Origin of the sequence: Qipengyuania atrilutea, from assembly GCF_013370205.1 — a bacterium.
GTDB lineage: Bacteria > Pseudomonadota > Alphaproteobacteria > Sphingomonadales > Sphingomonadaceae > Actirhodobacter > Actirhodobacter atriluteus.
On the sequence record NZ_JABWGV010000001.1, the window covers coordinates 377,784 to 398,283 of the forward strand.

Here is a 20,500-nt window from a genome sequence, read left to right on the forward strand (position 1 = left end):
CCCCTTCAAACTGATCTCACGGCGTTCCTAACGTTTCGCTCCTTTCAACGCCAGTGCTGGAACCGCTAGCAGTAATAAGAAATCTTGCCCGCTGCGGCATTGACCAGCTTTCGGCCATCAGCCAAAGCCTCGCGCCAATGACGCTCGAACCGACCCGATCCTTTCAGGACATGATCCTCGCGCTGCACCAGTTCTGGAGCGCGAAGGGCTGCGTGATTTTGCAACCTTACGACATGCGTATGGGAGCGGGCACGTTCCACACTGCGACGACGCTGCGCGCGCTCGGGCCGGAGCCGTGGAATGCCGCTTTCGTCCAGCCATGCCGCCGCCCGACCGACGGGCGCTACGGTGAGAACCCCAACCGGCTCCAGCATTACTATCAGTATCAGGTCATCCTGAAGCCGAGCCCGCCCGAAATTCAGGACTGGTATCTCGAAAGCTTGCGCGTGATCGGTATCGATCCGCTGAAGCACGACATTCGCTTCGTCGAGGACGACTGGGAAAGCCCGACGCTGGGCGCGTGGGGGCTGGGCTGGGAAGTCTGGTGCGACGGGATGGAGGTGACGCAGTTCACCTACTTCCAGCAGATGGGCGGCTTCGACTGCAAGCCTGTCGCCGGAGAGCTGACCTACGGCCTCGAACGGCTTGCCATGTACATCCAGCGCGTCGACAACGTCTACGACCTAGACTTCAACGGGCGCGGCACCAGCTACGGCGACGTGTTTCTCGAGAACGAGAAGCAGATGTCGAAATGGAACTTCGAAATCGCGGAAACGGATGCGCTGTTTGATCTGTTCTCCAAGGCCGAGGCGGAATGCAGGAACGCGCTGGATGCCGATGTACCGATCGCCGCGTATGAGCAGGCGGTCGAGGCGAGTCACATCTTCAACCTGCTCCAAGCGCGCGGCGTCATCGGCGTGCAGGAACGCGCCAGCTACATGGGCCGGGTACGCGATCTGGCGCGCGGAAGCTGCGAGAAATATGCGCAACTGAACACGGAAGGCTGGCGCGCTCAATATCCGGAGTGGCGGCTGTGAGCGGCTTTCTACTTGAACTTCGCTCCGAAGAGATTCCCGCCCGGATGCAGGCCGGCGCGCGGGCCGAACTGGAAAAGCTTTTCCGCCGCGAGATGGAAGCAGCGGGTGTCGAATGTGGTGTGATTACCGTCTGGTCCACGCCGCGCCGCCTCGCCCTAATCGCGCGCGATCTGCCGGAAGCGACCGAAGCGGTAAGCGAGGAAGCGAAGGGTCCGCCCGAAGGCGCACCGGATCAGGCGATCGAAGGCTTCTGCCGCAAGAACGGCGTTACCCGCGAGCAGCTTGAAGTGCGCGACGTGAAGGGCCGGGCCACTTACTTCGCGGTGAAGAACGTGCCGGGCCATGCGATGAAGGACCTGCTCGCCGAGGCGATCCCCGCGATCGTCCGCGACTTTAGTTGGCCCAAGTCGATGCGCTGGGGCGAGGCGTCGATGAGTACCGAAAGCCTGCGCTGGGTACGTCCGCTGTCCGGTATAGTCGCTCTTTTGGATGATGACGTCGTCGAATGCGAAGTTCACGGGGTAACCTCGGGCGTGGTCACGCTCGGTCACCGGTTCCATCACTCCGGCGACATAACCATCGGCAATGCTGACGACTACGCGGTGAAACTGCGCGCGGCTCACGTCATCGTCGATCACGAGGAGCGCGCTGCGCTGATCCGAGAGGGCGCGGCGCAAGTCGCCTCCGAAGCGGGTCTGACGCTGATTAAGGACGAGGGTCTGGTTACCGAGAACGCCGGCCTCACCGAATGGCCGATCCCGCTGCTAGGCCGCTTCGACGAAGCATTCCTCGAAGTCCCGCCCGAGGTCATCCAGCTGACGGCACGGGTGAACCAGAAGTATTTCGTATGCGAAACTGACGACGCAAGGCTCGCCAACGCCTTCATCTGCACCGCGAATATCGAGGCTGAGGATGGCGGCGCGGCGATTGTCGACGGCAACCGCAAAGTCCTCGCAGCGCGTTTGTCCGATGCGCGCTTCTTCTGGCAGCAGGACCGGAAGAAGTCACTTGCGCAGCACGCCGAGGGTCTGAAGCGGATTACCTTCCACGAAAAACTGGGCACGGTCGCCGACAAGGTGGATCGGGTTGCCAAGCTCGCGCGGTGGTTGGTCGAGGAAGGCATAGTCAAGAATGCCGACGCGGACTTAGCCGAACAAGCCGCGCGCCTTGCCAAGGCCGACCTCGTTACCGAGATGGTCGGCGAATTTCCCGAATTGCAAGGCTTGATGGGCGGTTATTACGCCCGCGCCGAAGGCCTGCCGGACGAAGTTGCCGACGCCATTCGCGACCATTACAAGCCGGTTGGGCAGGGCGATGAAGTGCCAACCGCGCCGGTGACGGTAGCGGTGAGCCTGGCGGACAAGCTAGATACCCTCGTTAGCTTTTTTCTGAACGAGATGCGACCTACCGGCTCAAAAGACCCGTTCGCTCTTCGACGCGCAACACTCGCTATTGTTAGCGTCGTGTTCCGGAATCACCTTCGTGTTCCTTTCGATGAATTAGTCTTTCGAGCTGAAGAGTTTTCTACTGTCGAGCGGTTCGCACGAATTTCTAGCAAAATCGATGAAAAATACGCGGAGGCTATTGATCTGCTTGGTATCTCGGCCGCCGCTCACGGAGCCATTGCACGAGCTCGTTACGACCACGACATCAAACGTGCATTTAATGAAATGTTCTTCGTCAGAAGCGGTCTACAAGATTTTGTTTTAGACCGCCTCAAGGTTCAGCAGCGCGAGGCCGGGGTTCGGCACGATCTCATCGATGCGGTGTTTGCTCTAGGTGGGGAGGACGATCTTGTCCGCCTGCTGGCAAGGGTGAAAGCATTGCAGAACTACATCGAAACCGCCGAAGGCGCGGATTTGCTCGCAGCTTACAAGCGCGCTTCCAACATCCTCAAGAAAGAGGATTGGGAAGGCAGCGAGACGCTCAAGCCGCAGACCGGCGAGGAAGATCCGCTTGCGCTGGTAGACGATCCGGACATGGCTGCAGTCGTGGCGGCGCGCGGCGAGCCCGAAACGCATCGCAAGGAACTGCCTTACATGCCCGAACCGGCCGAGAAACAGCTCAACGACGCTCTCGACGCAGCAGAGCCGAAAGCCGAAAGCGCGCTCGCGGATGAGCGGTTTGAGGACGCGATGGCCGCGCTGGCGACGCTTCGCGGTCCGATCGATGCCTTTTTCGAGAACGTCACGGTTAACGACCCGGATCAGGACAAGCGCGCCGCGCGTCTCGACCTGCTCGCCCGGTTCCGCGATGCGGTCCACCGGGTTGCCGACTTCGGTCGGATCGAGGGGTAGCCAGCCTATCGCCAAGTCCGCGTTCCACCCGACACGACTAACAGGATTGCTTATGACCAAGACCGTCTACACCTTCGGCGGAGACGCCCCCAAGCCCGACGCGCGGCAGAAGGACAAGACGATTACCGGGGGGAAGGGCGCCAACCTTGCCGAAATGGCCAGCATCGGCCTTCCGGTTCCTCCCGGTTTCACGATCACCACCGAGGAAAGCGTGCGCTACTTGCGCGAAGGTGCGGCGTTTTCGGACGGTCTGCGCAGTGACGTCGCGGCGGCGCTTAATCATATCGAGAAGACGGTCGGCAAGCGGCTTGGCGATGCGGCTGACCCGCTTCTCGTCTCGGTGCGCTCCGGTGCCCGGGTGTCCATGCCCGGAATGATGGACACCGTCCTTAACCTCGGCCTCAATGACGAGACTGTCGAGGGGCTGGCGGGTGCGTCGGGCGACCCGCGCTTCGCATGGGACAGCTACCGCCGCTTCATCCAGATGTATTCGGACGTGGTGCTTGGCCTCGACCACGGCCTGTTCGAAGAAGCTCTTGAGGTCGCGAAAGAGGACAAAGGCTTCTACAACGATACCGAACTGACGGCGGACGACTGGCGGGAACTGGTTGGCGAGTACAAAAATATCGTTGCGCAGGAACAGGACGAGTCGTTTCCGCAGGATGTGCAGCAGCAGCTATGGGGCGCGATCGCGGCGGTATTCGAAAGCTGGGATTCGGACCGCGCGAAGATTTACCGCCGACTGAACGACATTCCGGCGGACTGGGGTACAGCGGTCAACGTGCAAGCGATGGTGTTCGGCAACATGGGCGACACCAGCGCGACGGGGGTTGCCTTCACACGCAATCCCTCGACCGGCGAAAAGGTCTATTACGGCGAATACCTCATCAACGCGCAGGGCGAAGACGTCGTGGCGGGAATTCGCACACCGCAATATCTGACACGGGCGGCGAGGGAGGAAGCCGCCGCCAAGCCGCTGTCGATGGAAGAGGCGCTGCCTGACGCTTTCGGGGAACTCAGCCGCACGTTCGAGCTGCTCGAACAGCACTACACCGACATGCAGGACATCGAGTTCACGGTCGAACGCGGCAAGCTCTGGATGCTCCAGACGCGGACCGGCAAGCGTACGGCAAAAGCAGCGTTGAAGATGGCGGTCGACATGGTCGGTGAAGGCTTGATCGACGAAAAGCAGGCGGTCCTTCGGATCGAGCCCATGGCGCTCGACCAGCTGCTTCACCCGACGCTCGACCCTGACGCGAAGCGCGACGTCGTCACCACCGGCCTGCCGGCATCGCCAGGCGCGGCGAGCGGCAAGATCGTGCTCGACGCCGATACCGCGGAACAGCGCGCAGGGCGGGGTGAGAAGGTCATCCTCGTGCGGGTCGAGACGAGCCCCGAAGACATTCACGGAATGCACGCCGCGGCAGGTATCCTTACCGCACGCGGCGGCATGACGAGCCATGCGGCCGTGGTCGCTCGCGGAATGGGTCGGCCCTGCGTGTCCGGCGCCTCGAGCGTATCGATCGACCTCAAGAACCGCTCGCTGCGGATCGGCACGCGCGAATTGCGCGAGGGCGACACGATCACGCTCGACGGCTCCAACGGTCAGGTCATGGCGGGCGAAGTCGCTACGATCGAACCCGAGATGGAAGGCGACTTCGGCACGCTGATCGGCTGGGCGGACGAGCACCGGCGGATGCGCGTGCGGACCAATGCCGAAACGCCGGAAGATTGCCGCATGGCACGGCAATTCGGTGCGGAAGGCATCGGACTCTGCCGGACAGAGCACATGTTCTTCGATGCAAACCGGATCAGCGCCGTTCGGCAGATGATTCTTGCCGACGACGAAGCCGGACGGAAAGCCGCGCTCGAGAAACTACTGCCCGAACAGCGCAGCGATTTCCACGCGATCTTCGATGCGATGGCGGGGCTTCCGTGCACGATCCGTCTTCTCGATCCGCCGCTGCACGAGTTTTTGCCGACAGGAGATACGGAATTTGCGGAGCTTGCGGAACTCACTGGCGTCGGAACCGATCATTTGCGCCGGCGGGCGAGCGAGCTTCACGAATTCAACCCGATGCTCGGGCATCGCGGCTGCCGGCTCGGCATCACTTTCCCCGAAATCTACGCTATGCAGGTGCGGGCAATCTTCGAAGCGGCCTGTGATGTGGCGCGCGACAGCGGCGAAGCGCCGATCCCTGAAGTGATGATCCCGCTAGTCGCGACGGCAAGAGAACTCGCGATCCTCAAGGCTCTGGTCGACGAAACCGCAGAAACGGTCTTCGCCGAAAAGGGTGCGCGGGTCGAATACCTCGTCGGCACGATGATCGAACTGCCGCGTGCTGCCCTAATGGCTGGCGAGATCGCGGAAGAGGGGGCGTTCTTCAGCTTCGGCACCAACGATCTTACGCAAACGACGCTGGGCGTGTCGCGCGACGATTCCGCGCGCTTCCTCGGACCCTATGTCGAGAAGGGCATTTTCGCTCGCGACCCGTTCGTCAGCCTCGATATCGAAGGAGTAGGGCAGCTTGTTCGTATGGCAGCGGAGCGAGGGCGCGAAACGCGGCCCGACATCAAGCTCGGCATTTGCGGAGAGCATGGCGGCGATCCGGCAAGTATTGCCTTCTGCGAGGAAGTCGCGCTCGACTACGTCAGCGCTTCGCCTTACCGCGTGCCGATCGCCAAGCTAGCGGCGGCCCAAGCTGTTTTACGCTAGTCCTTCCATCCGGTTAGCGTGATAAGCTCGAAGGTTTCGTAAGTCGGGTTGCCTGCCGGAAAGGCTTGCTGCAACCGAGTCAGCGCCTGCCGCGACAGAGGCGGTGTAGCTTGCCGCATCGTACTACCCATGCCGTGGTCGCGCATATCCGCGATCAGGCGGTCGAGTGACCGATAACCGACCTTCAGCGTATGACTATCGATCACATGCCTCGCGAAGGCCGCCCGAGCGAGCAGCGCGCTGGCCACGCCGGTATCAATCATCGGGTGGATACGCGGGGCGGGGCGGTCGGCATCTGCCGCAAGCATTGCGCTTCGCAACATCGGAAGACTGCCCGCGCCGATCAGGCTGGCCATGAAGAGGCCGCCGCTTGCCAGCGCGGTCCGGTAGTGGATTAGCGCGCCCGGCAGGTCGTTCACGCTCGCCAACGTGCCGATGTTAACGATCAGATCGAATTGACCGGCGTCAAACGGGCGTTCCTCGTCCAGATCGTGGGGGCCGCGCGTCGTGATTTCCCGGCCAGGGGCTCTTAGTCGGCCAGCAATCACGCCGCCTGCATCGCCGATGACAAGCGCTCGCTGCGGGTTGCGCTGCATGAATGCGAGCCTTTCGGCCACATCCTCGCCGACCTCTTCGAAGAGAAATCTTGCCGCTTCCGGGTTCGCAGCCTGACGCGAGACGGCCCGCCGGTACACGGCCGACCTACGCGCTGCGGAAAAGATGGATGGAGGCGCGGTGTCTTCGTTCACGCCCTCATGGTGGGGTTCTTGCCAGCGCCTTGCAAGTCGGGCAGCACTGCGGTCGTGTCGCTATCAACCCAGCTATCGCGAACCTTCGCGCCGGTCATCGATCTCGTCTATCCGCCGCGATGTCCAGCGTGCGGAGAAGGAACGGCCTCGCAGACCGGACTGTGCCTTTCGTGCTGGAGCAGCCTTGAGATACCGTCCGAGCCGTGTTGCACCTTGTGTCAGTATCCGCTTGATCTCGAAGAATCGGGGGGAAGCACGGAATGTCTCGTATGCGCGAACCATCCGCCCTTGCATTCGGGAATAGCGGCGGGGACGATCTATAATGATACGTCACGCAAACTGGTGCTGGCGTTCAAACATGGCCGGCGGATCGCGCTGGCGAGGCTGCTTGCAAGCTTTATTGCGGCACGCCTGCCGGCCGATACGGCTGATTATCTGATCGTGCCCGTGCCGTTACACCGGCTGCGCCTATGGCAGCGTGGTTTCAACCAGGCGGCGCTGCTCGCGCGCGATCTCGAACGATTGGGCAAAGGGCGCCTTATCGTGGATGGACTGGTGCGCCGGAAATATACCCGCCCGCTCGGTAATCTCGGTCAGCAAGAGCGGAAGCAAATCCTGGCCGGCTCGATCCATGTGAACGCACGGCGCGCCGAACGTCTTGAGAATGCGAAGGTCATACTGGTCGATGACGTCCTGACGAGCGGCGCGACCACGAATGTTTGCACAGATGTACTGAAACAGGCTGGTGCGAGCGAAATCGTCATCGCCTGCGCCGCCCGCAAACTTCGTTAGAAGGTTAAGCAAAAGCGCCCGGGGTCGTCGCGGTGACCCCGGGCGCTACGTGACGAAACCGGCAACTTTCGGCTCCCCAGCCGTACCGCAGCTGCCCCCCAGCATCTGCAGTCGTTGCCATTTCATCATTTCCGGCAGGCGCCCGATTTTCCCCTTATCGGTCGGCTGCTGCCGAAACTGATCGCCGTCTGGACGGCGCAGATGAGATACTTGCAAACAAAGAGAATATAGCAAGCCGCACGGCACGTCCTGCGTAGATTTGGGACGCTTCTGTTGTTAAGCGGCAACACCGGCCCAGATGCACGAACGGAAGCAGCAATGTCCGATAAATTGACTGACGAAACGCGGGAAACCGGGGATGTGTTGCTGCCTAAATTCGGCGCGGACGGACTTATTACCGGCGTGGTGCAGGACGTACGGACGCTGGAAATCCTGATGGTCGCGTTCCTTGACGCAGAAGCACTCACAGCAACGCAGGAAACCGGTTTTGCGCATTTCCATTCCCGCTCGCGCAGCAAACTGTGGAAGAAGGGCGAGACCTCCGGGAATACGCTGAAGGTTATCGAAATGCGGATCGATTGCGATCAGGACGCTCTGGTAATACTCGCCGAACCGGCCGGGCCGGCGTGCCACACGGGGGCGCGGACTTGCTTCTACCGGAAGGTCGAAGGGGCTTCTCTCGCGCCGGTAAGAACTTGACGCTTACGTAACGTGCTGGTAACGGTGCTGGCATGGCCAAAGCCCAGCACAAGACGCCCGTAATCGCCGAGCGCGAGCCGCATGCCGGCGCGCATATCGACCGTCCCGACAAGCTGGCGCGGGAGCGTTACGCTATCTCCGACCTCACCGAAGAGTTCGACTGTACCGCTCGTGCGCTGCGCTTTTATGAGGATGAGGGGCTGATCGCCCCGACCAGGGTCGGCCTTACCCGCATCTATTCGAAGCGCGACCGGGCCAGGCTCGCGTGGATCATGCGCGCCAAGAACGTCGGTTTCAGCCTGTCCGAGATCAAGGAGATGATCGACCTCTACGATCTTGGCGACGGCAGGGTGGAGCAGCGGCGCGTGACGGTCGAACGATGCCGGGCGCATGTCGCAAAGCTCAAGAACCAGCGCGACGATATCGAGGCGTCGATCAACGAACTTACCGATTTCATAGAGCGGATCGAAACGCTCGACGCGGACTGACTGCCGCGCGCAGTCACCCGCCAGCACCGTAAAACAAGCTCGAGGACAGCCCCCATGCCCACCTATACCGCCCCGACACGCGATACGCGTTTCATCATCAACGACCTGCTTGATCTGGCGAGCTACAACAACCTGCCGGGTTTCGAACACGCAACGCAGGACATGATCGACACGGTCGTCAACGAAGCCGGGAAGTTCTGCAGCGAGGTGCTCGCGCCGCTCAATCCGGTCGGCGACGAGGAAGGCTGCACCCGCCATCCCGACGGTTCGGTCACGACGCCCACGGGCTTCAAGGAAGCTTTCGGGCAGTACCGCGAGAGCGGTTGGGGCACGATCTCCGCGCCGGAAGAGTGGGACGGGCAGGGTATGCCGCACGTCCTCGGTTTCGCGGTGGAAGAGTTCATGTCGACCGCGAACATGGCCTTTGCCATGTATCCGGGTCTGACGAACGGCGCGGTCAGTGCGCTGATCGCGGCGGGATCGCAGGAGCAGAAGGAGAAATACCTTCCGAAAATGATTTCGGGCGAATGGCTCGGCACCATGAACCTGACGGAACCGCACTGCGGCACCGATCTCGGCATGATCCGCACCAAAGCCGAGCCGCAAGGTGACGGTTCGTATGCGATCACCGGCACGAAGATCTTCATTTCGGCAGGCGAGCACGACCTGACCGATAATATTATCCACCTCGTCCTCGCCAAGACGCCGGGTGCGCCGGACAGTTCGAAGGGCATTTCGCTGTTCGTCGTGCCGAAAGTGATGGTCGGCGACGACGGATCGCTCGGCGCACGGAACAGCGTGACCTGCGGCTCCATCGAGGAAAAGATGGGCATTCACGGCAACGCCACCTGCGTCCTCAATTACGACGGGGCGAAGGGCTGGATGGTCGGCGCGGAGAACAAGGGCCTCGCCGCCATGTTCGTAATGATGAACGCTGCCCGTTTGGGCGTTGGCATTCAGGGTCTCGGCCAGGCCGAGGTCGCCTATCAGAACGCGGTTGCCTATGCGCTCGACCGCCGGCAGGGACGCGCATTGACCGGCTCGGCCGAGCCCGAGGCGCAGGCCGACCCCATTTTCGTCCATCCCGACGTTCGGCGGATGCTCATGGATGCGAAAGCCTTCACCGAAGGGTTCCGCGCTTTGTGCCTCTGGGGCGCCTTGCAGGTGGATCTGACGCACAAGGCCGGAAGCGAGGAAGACCGCGAGAAGGCCGATACCATCATCAGCCTGCTCACCCCGGTTATCAAGGGCTACGGCACCGACATGGGCTACGAGATTGCCACCAACATGCAGCAGGTGTTCGGCGGACATGGCTATGTTCGCGAATGGGGCATGGAGCAGTTTGTGCGCGATGCGCGGATCGCTATGATCTACGAAGGCACGAACGGCGTGCAGGCGATGGACCTGTGTGGCCGTAAGCTCGCCCAGAAGGGCGGCGCGGCGATCCAGGCCTTCTTCGCGACCTGTGACGAGGAAATCGCCGAAGCCAAGAAGGTCGAAGGTCTCGCCGAAATGGCGGAAGCACTCGACAGCGCTCTCGGGCAGCAAAAGGCCGCGACCATGTGGTTCATGCAGAACGCCATGCAGAACCCGAACCACCTTGGCGCAGGGGCGCATCACTACATGCACATCATGGGCATCGTCACGCTTGGCCTGATGTGGCTGCGCATGGCGACCGTCGCGCAGAAGCGGCTTGCGGGCAGCGTCGAGGACCCAGCGTTCTACGAGGCCAAGCTCGCCACGGCGCGCTACTACATGGACCGGTTCCTGCCCGATGCGGGTGCGCTGCGCCGCAAGCTGGAGGCAGGTAGCGACAGCTTGATGGCGCTGGGCGAAGAAGCCTTCGCTACTGCGGCCTAAGCCCGCCCAATACAACTCCGCCCCGGTTTTGAGGCCGGGGCGGTACATACTTCGCTTATGGCGGAATTACTGTTCCGGAAGGAAATCCGGCACGGACAGATAGCGTTCGCCGGTATCGTAATTGAAGCCGAGCACGCGGTTGTCGCGATCGAGTTCGGGCAGCTTCTGCGCAATCGCGGCCAGCGTCGCTCCGCTGGAAATGCCGACGAGCAAGCCTTCCTTCGAAGCGCACTGCCGGGCCATTTCCTTCGCGTCCTCGGGATCGACGGAAATCGCCCCGTCGATCGACTGCGTATGCAGATTGTCAGGAATGAAGCCCGCGCCGATGCCCTGAATCGGGTGTGGACCGGGCTCGCCGCCTGATATGACCGGCGACCCCTTGGGCTCGACGGCATAGGCCTTGAGATCGGGCCAGTGCTTTTTCAGTTCCTCGGCGCAGCCCGTAATATGGCCGCCGGTTCCGACGCCTGTGATCATCGTGTCGATCGGCGCATCCGCAAAGTCCCGCAGGATCTCCTGCGAAGTCGTGCGCACGTGGACCTTGTAATTCGATTCGTTCTCGAACTGCTGCGCCATCCAGGCACCTTCGGTCTGTTCGACGAGTTCGCTTGCGCGTTCGATCGCGCCCTTCATGCCGCCTTCTTTCGGCGTGAGGTCGAACTTGGCGCCGTAGGCGAGCATCAGGCGGCGGCGCTCTATGCTCATGCTCTCGGGCATGACCAGAACGAGCTTGTAGCCCTTTACCGCTGCTACCATCGCGAGACCGATGCCTGTGTTACCGCTGGTCGGCTCGATGATCGTGCCGCCGGGTTTCAAGGCGCCGGACTTCTCTGCATCTTCCACCATCGCGAGGGCGATCCGGTCCTTGATCGAACCGCCCGGATTGGCGCGCTCCGATTTTACCCAGACTTCGTGGTCGGGAAACAGGCGGGCCAGGCGAATGTGCGGCGTGTTTCCGATGGTGGCGAGGACGGTATCGGCTTTCATGGAATGGTTTCCTCTAGTTTCTGTTCAGGGGTTTCCTGCTTCAACGCGTCGGGTGGGTCGAAGGTCCGGGTGGTTCGCAAAACCGGGAAGACACGCGCCCACAGAGCGACCGTGGCGATCGCTCCTATCCCTCCCGACACCACCGCAAGCACCGGACCGATAAGGAAGGCGAGGCTGCCGCTGAAGAAATCGCCGAACTCGTTCGAAGCCGAAATGGTCAGCATCGACACGCTCGAAACGCGGCCGCGCTTTTCGTCCGGAGTATGAAGCTGGATCAGCGACTGCCGGATATAGACGGAAAACATATCCGCCGCGCCGACGATGAAAAGCATCGCGAGCGAGAACGGCATGCTCGTCGAAAGACCGAACCCGATGGTCGCCGCACCGAAGATCGCGACCGCCCACAGCATCTTCGGTCCGACATTCGACTTGAGCGGACTGAACGAAAACCACGCCGCCGTCAGCGCCGCGCCTACCGCGGGCGCCATGGCCAGCTGTGCCAGCCCGGTCTCGCCGACTTGCAATATGTCGCGGGCGTAGACCGGAAACAGCGCCGTCGCGCCGGCGAGGAAGACGGCGAACAGGTCGAGCGTGATGGCTCCGAGCACCATCTTGTTGCGTACGACATACCTCAGCCCGTCGACGATCTGTCCGATGGGCCGCTCCGCGCCGACGATGGGCGAGCGCGGGACGTCGCCGATCATGCTGAGCGCGGCGATCGAAACGAGGAACAGCGCTCCGGCAACCGCATAGGGCAGGAACGGCAGGACCGAATAGAGATATCCGCCGATGGCGGGTCCGACGATCATCCCGACCTGCCAGGCGATCGAGGACAGTGCAATGGCGCTCGGTAGAATCGCCTTCGGTACGAGATTCGGGGCAAGCGCGCTGAACGCTGGGCCGGAGAAAGCTCGCGCAACGCCGAGCGCTACGGCGACCGCGAAGAGATACGGCAGGGTGATCGCGTCGATGTAGGTGAGCCACGACAGCGCCGCGGCGCAAAGCAGTTGCAGGAAGACGGTGGCCCGCCCGACATTGCGCCGGTTGAGGCGGTCGGCTGCCAGACCGGAGAATGGCGTAAGCAGGAACAGCGGCACGAACTGGAGCAGACCGATGATGGCAAGCTGGCCCGACGCTTCGCCGACATCCATCCCGCCGCTGCGCGCCAACGTGTAGGTCTGCCAGCCGATGATCAGCATCATCGCATACTGCGCCAGGGTCATCGCGAAGCGTGAAACCCAGTAGGCCCGGAAATTCGCGATCCGGAACGGCGATGTCTGTTCGGTCATATCGCGCTCATGGCATCCGCCTGCGCCATTGCAAAGTCAGCAAAGAAAAAGGGCGGCGCCGTCTCTGGTGCCGCCCGCTCATTAGTCAGGGGTTATTTCGTATCAGCGCGGTCGGCGCAGCCTCGGATTGGGCTGCAGCGTGTCGATCATCGCGGAAAAATCATCGAGACGGATGATCCGCTCGAACTGGAAGCCGGCGCGCTTGTCGCGCGTCCAGATGACGTAAGCCTCGATCCGGCCGATGACGGGAAGGCGTACGATCACGCGGTCGCCTCGTTTGAGGTCCTCCGCATCGTCCACCATGAAACCGTGCGCGCTGATGTTGGCGACGTGCAGACGGATATCGCCGCGCTGATGATGCTCGGCGATTACCGGGTGATCGACAGGGTGACGCGCCACCCGCCGCAGGTCGGTAACACTCAACTGTGCGCCGCCATTCATCTCGCTTACCAACCTCCAAAGTTTGTCTTGAAGGCGATCTTTGCGCGAAATTGCCTGCTAATTGGTTAACGCAGGCGGGTGATTTCCGTCTAGATGACTTTCAAGCGACTCGATTACGACCGCAGGATCGCGTGCTTTTTCTTGCCCATGCTGAGTTTCGCCTCGCCGCCTTCCGGAAGTACGATAAGATGGCCGGGATCGGTGATCGGCTTGTCGTCGATGCGCACCGCGCCTTCTGCCAGCTTGCGCTTCGCTTCCTTGTTCGAAGCGGTGAACCCGAGCGCTGTCAGCGCCGCGCCGATCCGCATCTCGCCGCCCGAGACGTCCAGCACCGGCAGGTCGTCGCCTGCGCCTCCCCCGGCGAAAGTGTCGCTTGCCGTAGCATTGGCGCGCTCGGCGGCTTCGCGCCCTCGCACCAGTGCGGTCACTTCATCCGCGAGCACGGTCTTCGCCTGATTGATCTCGCTACCTTCGAGCGCTTCCAAACGCGCGATTTCCTCTAGCGGCAGATCGGTGAACAGGCGCAGGAAACGGCCCACGTCGCGGTCATCGACGTTGCGCCAGTATTGCCAGAAATCATAAGCCGGCAGAGCATCCTCGTTGAGCCATACCGCGCCCGCTGCGGTCTTGCCCATCTTCGCGCCGTCGGCAGTCGTCAGCAGCGGCGTGGTGACGCCGAAAAGTTCGGCTCCGTCCATGCGGCGGCCAAGTTCGACCCCGTTGACGATGTTCCCCCACTGATCGCTCCCGCCCATCTGCAGGCGCACCCCCATTTCCTTCGCCATGTGACGGAAATCGTAGCCCTGAAGGATCATGTAGTTGAACTCGAGAAAGGTCATCGGCTGCTCGCGTTCGAGCCGCAGTTTCACCGAATCGAACGTCAGCATCCGGTTCACCGTGAAGTGCGGGCCGACCTCCTGCAGCAGTTCGATATAACCGAGTTCGCCGAGCCAATCCTGATTATCGACCATCACCGCATCGGTCGGTCCGTCGCCGAAGGTCAGCAGTTTCTCGAAGACGGTACGGATGCTTGCGATATTGTCCGCGATGTCTTCGTCGGACAGCATCTTGCGGCTTTCGTCACGGCCGGTCGGATCGCCGATCCGCGTAGTGCCGCCGCCCATCAGCACGACGGGCTTGTGACCGGTTTGCTGGAGCCGGCGCAGCATCATGATCTGCACGAGGCTGCCGATATGGAGGCTCGGCGCCGTCGCATCGAAACCGACGTAACCCGGAACGACCCGATCGGCGGCAAGCTTGTCCAGTCCCGCCGCGTCGGTGGTCTGGTGAATGTAACCGCGCTCTTCGAGTACGCGCAGCAGAGTGGACTGGTATGTGCTCATGGGCTGAGGGCGGTAAGCACCGCCGCTCCCTTTGAAAAGAGGCTATGTCGCCGCTTGCCGCAGACGCGTGCCTGCGCGATAGACGGGCGCATTATGCGCGAACTCGTTCTCCATCCCGATAGCCCGTCCGGACCCGCTTCCGGAATCGCCGCTTTCATTCGTCCGACCGAAGAAGGCGTCAAAGTCTCCTTCGCCATTCGCGGCAACCTGGCGCAGATCGTCGTGCCACACGAACAGGCGCCCGAAAGGGCCGACGATCTGTGGCGAACGACCTGCTGCGAAGTTTTCTGGCAGGAGGAAGGCGCTCCGAACTACACTGAGTTCAACCTTTCGCCTTCGTCTCGCTGGGCGGCATACGCCTTCACCGATTACCGCGCGGGCCGGGAAGATATTGCTGTCCGCGGCATCGAGATTACGACCGAAGCGGAAGGCGACGTGCTGCGCCTCGAAGCACAGATCGAAGCGGAATTGCACTTTCCGGCGCAGGTCGGAATGTCGGTCGTCGTCGAACGGGAGGGGGGCGAGATGCAGTACTGGGCCTTGGCCTTTCCGGACGGAGAACCGGACTTCCATAGCGCGGAGTGCCGCGCGCTCGGCCTGGCGGGACGGTTATGAGCGTTAAGTTCGGTATCGACCGGCTGCTTGCCGACCCGGCATTACTCGATCGGCTCAAAGGGAAGCGTGTCGCGTTGGTAGCGCATCCCGCTAGCGTCACGGCGGACCTTACCCATTCGCTCGATGCGCTGATCGCCGCTGGTCTCAATGTCAGCAGTGCGTTCGGCCCCCAGCACGGCCTCAAAGGCGACAAACAGGACAATATGGTCGAGACCGCGGACGAGACCGATCCGCAGTACGGCATTCCTGTTTTCAGCCTTTACGGCGAGGTCCGCCGTCCTTCGGGACAGATGATGTCGAGCGCGGACGTGTTCCTGTTCGACCTTCAGGATCTCGGATGCCGTATATATACCTTTGTCACGACGCTTCTCTATCTACTTGAGGAAGCAGCGAAACAGGGGAAAGAAGTTTGGGTGCTCGACCGGCCCAACCCTGCAGGCCGGCCCGTTGAAGGCACCTTGCTCCTGCCCGGTCAGGAGAGCTTTGTGGGAGCCGCCCCGATGCCGATGCGGCATGGCGTCACTATGGGGGAGATGGGGCACTGGTTCGTCGATCACTTCGGTCTCAACGTGGACTACCAGGTTGTCGCCATGGAGGGTTGGGAGCCGGACGGGCCGGGCTTCGGCTGGCCGACGGACCGCATCTGGATCAATCCCTCGCCAAATGCCGCAAACGTCAACATGGCCCGAGCCTACGCCGGGACGGTGATGATCGAGGGTGCGACACTCAGCGAGGGCAGGGGGACCACCCGCCCGCTGGAGGTGCTGTTCGGCGCGCCGGACGTGGACGCCAAGGCGGTGCTGGCGGAAATGCAGACTTTCGCTCCCGAATGGCTCGCCGGATGCGCCTTGCGCGAATGTTACTTCGAACCGACTTTCCACAAACACGCAGGAACACTGTGTAATGGCTTGATGATCCACGCGGAAACGCCATTCTACGACCATGCTGCTTTTCGGCCGTGGCGGCTTCAGGCATTGGCGTTCAAGGCCATCCGCCAGCTCTATCCGGAATACGAGATATGGCGGGACTTCCCGTATGAATACGAGTTCGACCGGCTGGCGATCGACGTGATCAACGGCGGGCCGGCCTTACGCGAATGGGTGGACGACAGCGAGGCAGTACCCGGTGACCTCGATAAGCTCGCCACAAAGGACGAGGCAGACTGGCGCGAAGCGATCGCACCGCACCTGCTCTACTGATCGGGCGATCTGACCGGCTGGATCAGCGACACGAGTACGAAGCTGATGAGCATCAGCAGATACCAGCTTCCGAGCTTGGCCAGGCTTACCATGCGCCAGCCGCCGTCCTGATCCGGATAGGTCCAGGCGTTCGCGAAAGTGCCGATATTCTCGGCAAACCAGATGAACAGAGCCACGAGCCCGAAACCGACGAGCAGCGGCATCCAGCGGCGTTCCTGCCAGTTGCGAAAGTAGATGCGTGTGCGCCCGAACATCAGGATGATCGCGGCGAACAGCACAAGGCGAATGTCGGGAAGCCAGTGATGCGCAAAGAAATTCACGTAGATTGCCGCGGCCAGCAGCCATGTCGCCCAGTGGGCCGGATAGCGGGTGAAGCGAAAATCGAAAATGCGCCAGACCCGCGCGATGTAGCTGCCGACGGCCGCGTACATGAAGCCCGAGAACAGCGGCACCCCGCCGACCTTCAGAACCGCAGCTTCGGGGTAGATCCATGACCCAGCAGCAGTCTTGAACAGTTCCATGACTGTCCCCACGACGTGAAAGACGAGAATGACCTTGGCCTCGCTCAGGGTTTCGAGCCGAAGGGCTATCATCCCGGCCTGTATCAAAAGGGCGGCAATCGTCAGAAAGTCGTATCGGTGCAGCGGCGCGTCCGCCGGATAGAAGAAATGGGTCGCCAGTAGTAGCGCGAGCATGAGTGCGCCGAACAGGCAAGCCCAGCCTTGCTTGAACCCGAACAGCAGAAATTCGTAGAGCCATAGCCGCCAGCCGGTGCCGGGGTCGTAGGCTTCGAGCCGCGCACGGATTGCGGCGAAGCGGGAATGGCGGCGGTAGTGCTGCGTCATCGCCGCCCGATCCCCCGGCGCTTATCGTGCGGGAATGAGGCCTATCGGCTCGTTTGCGGTTTCCGGAACAGGGCGGACGTCCGACTTGTCCGAGTGCATCACCAACACCGGGCAGCCATCGATGGTCTTGTCGACCGCCGAAAGGAGGTACGGCTTGTCGGGAGAGGCAGGTTCGCGGCGAAGCAGCGGCAGGTTGCGCTCGGCACGGACCTGTTCGATCGTGCGCTCGCAGTGCTGTTCCTCGGAATTGCTTTCTGCCTGAGGTCGAGGCTCGAAAGCGTGGGCATCGTTCTCGGCATCCGGCATTTCCGGAAATGGCAGCGCAGTTCGGTCGCCGTCCACAGCCATACCCGCGGCGGCCAGAACGATCATGGCAAATTTCAACATCGCACCTATCCTTGCTTGCGACTCAATTCTCGCATCGCGTCGTCGAGTCCGTCAAGCGTCAGCGGATACATCCGGTCGTTCACCAGCTGTTTGATCATCCGCGTGCTCTGCGAATAGGTCCAATGCTTTTCAGGCACCGGATTGAGCCACACGGTCGCCGGATAGGTATTGGTGACGCGCTGCATCCAGGTGGCGCCCGCTTCCTCGTTCATATGTTCGACGCTGCCGCCGGGATGCGTCACCTCGTAGGGGCTCATCGCGGCATCGCCGACGAACGCGACCTTGTAGTCGTGGCCGTACTTGTGAAGCACGTCCCAGGTCTTGGTCCGCTCCTGCCAGCGGCGGCGGTTGTCCTTCCACACGCCTTCGTAAAGGCAGTTGTGGAAGTAGAAAAATTCGAGGTTCTTGAATTCGCTGGTCGCCGCGCTGAACAGTTCCTCGGTAATCTTGATGAACGGGTCCATCGAGCCGCCGACGTCCAGAAACAGCAGCAGTTTGACCGCATTGCGCCGCTCGGGCCGCATATGGATGTCGAGCCAGCCCTGTTTGGCCGTGCCGTCGATCGTCGCGTCGATGTCGAGTTGATCGGCAGCGCCTTCGCGCGCGAAGCGGCGCAGACGGCGAAGCGCCATCTTTATGTTGCGCGTGCCCAGTTCCTTGGTGTTGTCGAGGTTCTTGAACTCGCGCTTGTCCCAGACCTTGATCGCGCGCTTGTGCCGGCTCTCGCCGCCGATCCGCACACCTTCCGGGTTGTAGCCGGAATTGCCGAAAGGCGAAGTGCCGCCGGTCCCGACCCACTTGTTCCCGCCCTCGTGGCGTCCTTCCTGTTCTTCGAGCCGCTTCTTGAGCGTATCCATGATCTCGTCCCAGTCGCCGAGGGACTTGATCTGCTCCATTTCCTCTGCGCTCAAAAATTTTTCGGCCACCGCCTTCAGCCAGTCTTCCGGGACTTCGACCGGGTTCTGTCCGTAATCGGTCAGAATGCCCTTGAAGACTTTCGAGAAGACCTGGTCGAACCGGTCGATCAGCCCCTCGTCCTTCACGAAGGTAGCGCGGCTCAGATAGTAGAAGGCTTCGGGCGACTGCTCGATGACGTCCCGGTCCAGCGCTTCGAGCAGGGTGAGATGCTCCTTGAAGCTTGCAGGAATGCCCGCGGCTCGAAGTTCGTCTACGAAATCGAAAAACATGGACCGAGGGACTAGCGCAACGCCCGCCGCCTGCAAAGCCGCGAAGGCCGATACGGTTTATTAACCCTGTTCTCATTAGACGGAGTAATAAAAAGGAGAGGGATAGGTGAACGCGCTTACCAGTCAGTTGGATTTCGCGGTCGACGAAGATCGCTTGAGAGCCCTGCCCGAAAGCTGCGGTCAGGTCGCCGTATCCTGCTCGCAGGTTTCGGGCATCATCGAAACCGTCCGCAATTCGTCGAGCGCCTTACGCGAAGAACATGCACGGATCACACAGACCGTCCGCGAGCTCGAGGAAGACCAGACCAAGGTTTCGCAGGCGAGCGACGAGGCCCGGATGCTGTCTGCCCGCGCGATCGAGCGCCTTGGTCAGGGGATGGCACAGCTTCAGTCATCGCTCGGGCAAGTGAGCGATCTGCTCGAACTCGTCGATGCACTGACGTCGCACGTTACCGGGTTCGCCGCCGCGATGGAGCAGGTCAGGCGCTGCTCCAGCGACATCGAAGAGCTTGCCGACCGGACCAATATCCTCGCGCTAAACGCCAATATCGAGGCGATGCGGGCCGGGGACGCTGGCCGCACTTTTGCTGTGGTCGCCAACGAGGTCAAAAGCCTTGCAGGACAGACGCGTAGCGCGACGAGCGAGATCGGCGCGGTGATCGACAATCTGTCGCACGAGGCCGGCAAGGTGATCGAGCGGATCGAAGTCGGTGCGCAGGCCAGTGCCGCCGCCAAGACTTCGGTCGACAGCATCAATACGACCATTGTCGATGTCGTCGGTCTGGTCGAAGAGGTCGACAATCAAAACGCACAGATAACGCGCTCGACCGGCACGATCAGCGTCCATGTCGACCGGGTCAGGGACGTTCTCGACAAGTTCGCGGAGAAAGCGGAGGAAAGCGAAAGCAATCTCGAAACGGCGCACGAACGCGTCGGCGGCCTCGAACTTACCGCCTGCGAAATGTTCGATACGCTGGTCCATGCCGGACTATCGGTGCGCGACAGCGAACTGGTCGAGATTGCGGCGGCAGAGGCGCGAAAGGCAATGCACCTGGCCGAAACCGCGATTGCCGGCGGCAGAGTGTCCGCCCGCGACTTCTTCGATCGGGACTATTGCCGCATTCCCGGCAGCGATCCCGAATGCTTCACGACTGCCCTGACACCATGGGCCGATGCTAACTGGCAGCCGCTCCTCGACGCGGTCGTTGCGGGTGATAGCCGGATCGGCTCGGCAGTCTTCGTCGACGAGAACGGTCACTTGCCGACGCACATGAGCCTTTATGCGAAGTCGCCGTCGGGCGACGTCGCGCGTGATACGCTCTATTCGCGCAAGGGGCGGATTTTCGGCACGCCGATCAATCTGAAGGCAGGCCGTTCGAGCGCGGATTACATGACTTCGGTCTACCGCCGCGATGACGAGAACGCCGAATACGTCGTATGGCGCAGCGTCTACATCCCGGTCAGCATTACCGGCCGACGCTGGGGCAATCTGCAGATTTCCTACCAGCTTTAACGCCTCATCGTGCTTCAGGGCCGCGAAGTCCTTAACCTCACGGTTACCAGTTTACC

The 20,500-nt window shown here is 61.7% G+C and carries 18 protein-coding genes and 1 pseudogene; 11 read left to right on the plus strand and 8 right to left on the minus strand.

Going from position 1 to position 20,500, the window contains the following annotated elements:
- Nucleotides 1-137: 137 nt before the first annotated feature.
- The 3 genes from HUV48_RS01885 to ppdK are packed head-to-tail and all read left to right on the plus strand — an operon-like array spanning nt 138 to nt 6,050.
- Nucleotides 138-1,037, plus strand: a complete 900-nt coding sequence (locus HUV48_RS01885; RefSeq protein ID WP_176266067.1) for a glycine--tRNA ligase subunit alpha — start codon at nt 138-140, stop codon at nt 1,035-1,037.
- A complete protein-coding gene (glyS, locus tag HUV48_RS01890; protein ID WP_176266068.1) occupies nt 1,034-3,334 on the plus strand; it encodes a glycine--tRNA ligase subunit beta in 2,301 nt (766 codons plus the stop codon). Before HUV48_RS01885 ends, glyS begins: the two co-directional genes overlap by 4 nt.
- 52 nt (nt 3,335-3,386) lie before the next feature.
- Nucleotides 3,387-6,050, plus strand: a complete 2,664-nt coding sequence (ppdK, locus tag HUV48_RS01895; RefSeq protein WP_176266069.1) for a pyruvate, phosphate dikinase — start codon at nt 3,387-3,389, stop codon at nt 6,048-6,050.
- On the opposite strand, the gene HUV48_RS01900 is transcribed toward ppdK, so the two are convergent.
- On the minus strand, nt 6,047-6,799 hold the full coding sequence (locus tag HUV48_RS01900) for a class I SAM-dependent methyltransferase (protein WP_176266070.1): 753 nt from the start codon (nt 6,797-6,799) through the stop codon (nt 6,047-6,049). The genes ppdK and HUV48_RS01900 overlap by 4 nt on opposite strands.
- Before the next feature lie 54 nt (nt 6,800-6,853).
- Between HUV48_RS01900 and HUV48_RS14585 the strand changes: the two are divergent.
- The 5 genes and pseudogenes from HUV48_RS14585 to HUV48_RS01920 form a co-directional block, all read left to right on the plus strand.
- Nucleotides 6,854-7,003 (plus strand): annotated as a pseudogene (locus HUV48_RS14585) (double zinc ribbon domain-containing protein); the annotation flags it as partial.
- Nucleotides 7,004-7,087: 84 nt separating this feature from the next.
- On the plus strand, nt 7,088-7,591 hold the full coding sequence (locus HUV48_RS14300; RefSeq protein ID WP_225871530.1) for a ComF family protein: 504 nt from the start codon (nt 7,088-7,090) through the stop codon (nt 7,589-7,591).
- A 318-nt stretch (nt 7,592-7,909) separates the two neighbouring features.
- Complete coding sequence (gene hisI, locus HUV48_RS01910) at nt 7,910-8,290, plus strand: phosphoribosyl-AMP cyclohydrolase (RefSeq protein ID WP_176266072.1); 381 nt, start codon at nt 7,910-7,912, stop codon at nt 8,288-8,290.
- A 32-nt stretch (nt 8,291-8,322) separates the two neighbouring features.
- Nucleotides 8,323-8,778: a MerR family transcriptional regulator gene (locus HUV48_RS01915; RefSeq protein WP_176266073.1), complete on the plus strand. Its 456-nt coding sequence runs from the start codon at nt 8,323-8,325 to the stop codon at nt 8,776-8,778.
- A gap of 54 nt (nt 8,779-8,832) precedes the next feature.
- Nucleotides 8,833-10,638: an acyl-CoA dehydrogenase C-terminal domain-containing protein gene (locus tag HUV48_RS01920; protein WP_176266074.1), complete on the plus strand. Its 1,806-nt coding sequence runs from the start codon at nt 8,833-8,835 to the stop codon at nt 10,636-10,638.
- 66 nt (nt 10,639-10,704) lie between these two features.
- Here the strand turns inward: HUV48_RS01920 and cysK are convergent, their stop codons facing one another.
- The 4 genes from cysK to tyrS all read right to left on the minus strand — a co-directional run bounded on the left by cysK (nt 10,705) and on the right by tyrS (nt 14,698).
- Nucleotides 10,705-11,625 (minus strand): cysteine synthase A, encoded by a 921-nt coding sequence (gene cysK / locus HUV48_RS01925; protein ID WP_176266075.1) that lies wholly within the window; start codon nt 11,623-11,625, stop codon nt 10,705-10,707.
- Nucleotides 11,622-12,914: an MFS transporter gene (locus tag HUV48_RS01930; RefSeq protein WP_176266076.1), complete on the minus strand. Its 1,293-nt coding sequence runs from the start codon at nt 12,912-12,914 to the stop codon at nt 11,622-11,624. The genes cysK and HUV48_RS01930 overlap by 4 nt, the downstream gene beginning before the upstream one ends.
- Nucleotides 12,915-13,016: 102 nt before the next feature.
- On the minus strand, nt 13,017-13,355 hold the full coding sequence (locus tag HUV48_RS01935; protein ID WP_176266077.1) for a PilZ domain-containing protein: 339 nt from the start codon (nt 13,353-13,355) through the stop codon (nt 13,017-13,019).
- Between the two features lie 113 nt (nt 13,356-13,468).
- A complete protein-coding gene (gene tyrS, locus HUV48_RS01940) occupies nt 13,469-14,698 on the minus strand; it encodes a tyrosine--tRNA ligase (RefSeq protein ID WP_176266078.1) in 1,230 nt (409 codons plus the stop codon).
- A 93-nt stretch (nt 14,699-14,791) separates the two neighbouring features.
- Here tyrS and HUV48_RS01945 point away from each other — a divergent pair, with 93 nt between their 5' ends.
- Nucleotides 14,792-15,313, plus strand: a complete 522-nt coding sequence (locus tag HUV48_RS01945; RefSeq protein ID WP_176266079.1) for a DOMON domain-containing protein — start codon at nt 14,792-14,794, stop codon at nt 15,311-15,313.
- A complete protein-coding gene (locus HUV48_RS01950) occupies nt 15,310-16,512 on the plus strand; it encodes an exo-beta-N-acetylmuramidase NamZ family protein (RefSeq protein WP_176266080.1) in 1,203 nt (400 codons plus the stop codon). Before HUV48_RS01945 ends, HUV48_RS01950 begins: the two co-directional genes overlap by 4 nt.
- Here HUV48_RS01950 and HUV48_RS01955 read toward each other — a convergent pair.
- Genes HUV48_RS01955 through HUV48_RS01965 form a run of 3 tightly spaced genes read right to left on the minus strand, consistent with a single transcriptional unit; the run spans nt 16,506 to nt 18,931 of the window.
- Nucleotides 16,506-17,357, minus strand: a complete 852-nt coding sequence (locus HUV48_RS01955; RefSeq protein WP_176266081.1) for a DUF817 domain-containing protein — start codon at nt 17,355-17,357, stop codon at nt 16,506-16,508. The two genes, HUV48_RS01950 and HUV48_RS01955, sit on opposite strands and share 7 nt — an antisense overlap.
- Before the next feature lie 21 nt (nt 17,358-17,378).
- The gene (locus tag HUV48_RS01960) at nt 17,379-17,744 is read right to left on the minus strand and encodes a hypothetical protein (protein WP_176266082.1); all 366 of its coding nucleotides are present in this window, start codon (nt 17,742-17,744) and stop codon (nt 17,379-17,381) included.
- A 5-nt stretch (nt 17,745-17,749) separates the two neighbouring features.
- A complete protein-coding gene (locus tag HUV48_RS01965) occupies nt 17,750-18,931 on the minus strand; it encodes a vWA domain-containing protein (RefSeq protein WP_176266083.1) in 1,182 nt (393 codons plus the stop codon).
- Between the two features lie 106 nt (nt 18,932-19,037).
- On the opposite strand from HUV48_RS01965, the gene HUV48_RS01970 reads away from it, so the two are divergent.
- The gene (locus HUV48_RS01970; RefSeq protein WP_318656031.1) at nt 19,038-20,444 is read left to right on the plus strand and encodes a methyl-accepting chemotaxis protein; all 1,407 of its coding nucleotides are present in this window, start codon (nt 19,038-19,040) and stop codon (nt 20,442-20,444) included.
- Nucleotides 20,445-20,500 lie beyond the last annotated feature (56 nt).

Excerpts from the sequence above, each read along its gene's own strand:
- HUV48_RS01920 (WP_176266074.1), top strand. The coding sequence starts at position 8,833 with ATGCCCACCTATACCGCCCCGACACGCGATACGCGTTTCATCATCAAC.
- HUV48_RS01960 (WP_176266082.1), bottom strand. The coding sequence starts at position 17,744 with ATGTTGAAATTTGCCATGATCGTTCTGGCCGCCGCGGGTATGGCTGTG.
- HUV48_RS01930 (WP_176266076.1), bottom strand. The coding sequence starts at position 12,914 with ATGACCGAACAGACATCGCCGTTCCGGATCGCGAATTTCCGGGCCTAC.
- HUV48_RS01950 (WP_176266080.1), top strand. The coding sequence starts at position 15,310 with ATGAGCGTTAAGTTCGGTATCGACCGGCTGCTTGCCGACCCGGCATTA.
- HUV48_RS01935 (WP_176266077.1), bottom strand. The coding sequence starts at position 13,355 with ATGAATGGCGGCGCACAGTTGAGTGTTACCGACCTGCGGCGGGTGGCG.
- HUV48_RS01945 (WP_176266079.1), top strand. The coding sequence starts at position 14,792 with ATGCGCGAACTCGTTCTCCATCCCGATAGCCCGTCCGGACCCGCTTCC.
- HUV48_RS01955 (WP_176266081.1), bottom strand. The coding sequence starts at position 17,357 with ATGACGCAGCACTACCGCCGCCATTCCCGCTTCGCCGCAATCCGTGCG.
- ppdK (WP_176266069.1), top strand. The coding sequence starts at position 3,387 with ATGACCAAGACCGTCTACACCTTCGGCGGAGACGCCCCCAAGCCCGAC.
- HUV48_RS01965 (WP_176266083.1), bottom strand. The coding sequence starts at position 18,931 with ATGTTTTTCGATTTCGTAGACGAACTTCGAGCCGCGGGCATTCCTGCA.
- HUV48_RS01915 (WP_176266073.1), top strand. The coding sequence starts at position 8,323 with ATGGCCAAAGCCCAGCACAAGACGCCCGTAATCGCCGAGCGCGAGCCG.
- cysK (WP_176266075.1), bottom strand. The coding sequence starts at position 11,625 with ATGAAAGCCGATACCGTCCTCGCCACCATCGGAAACACGCCGCACATT.
- HUV48_RS01885 (WP_176266067.1), top strand. The coding sequence starts at position 138 with ATGACGCTCGAACCGACCCGATCCTTTCAGGACATGATCCTCGCGCTG.
- hisI (WP_176266072.1), top strand. The coding sequence starts at position 7,910 with ATGTCCGATAAATTGACTGACGAAACGCGGGAAACCGGGGATGTGTTG.
- tyrS (WP_176266078.1), bottom strand. The coding sequence starts at position 14,698 with ATGAGCACATACCAGTCCACTCTGCTGCGCGTACTCGAAGAGCGCGGT.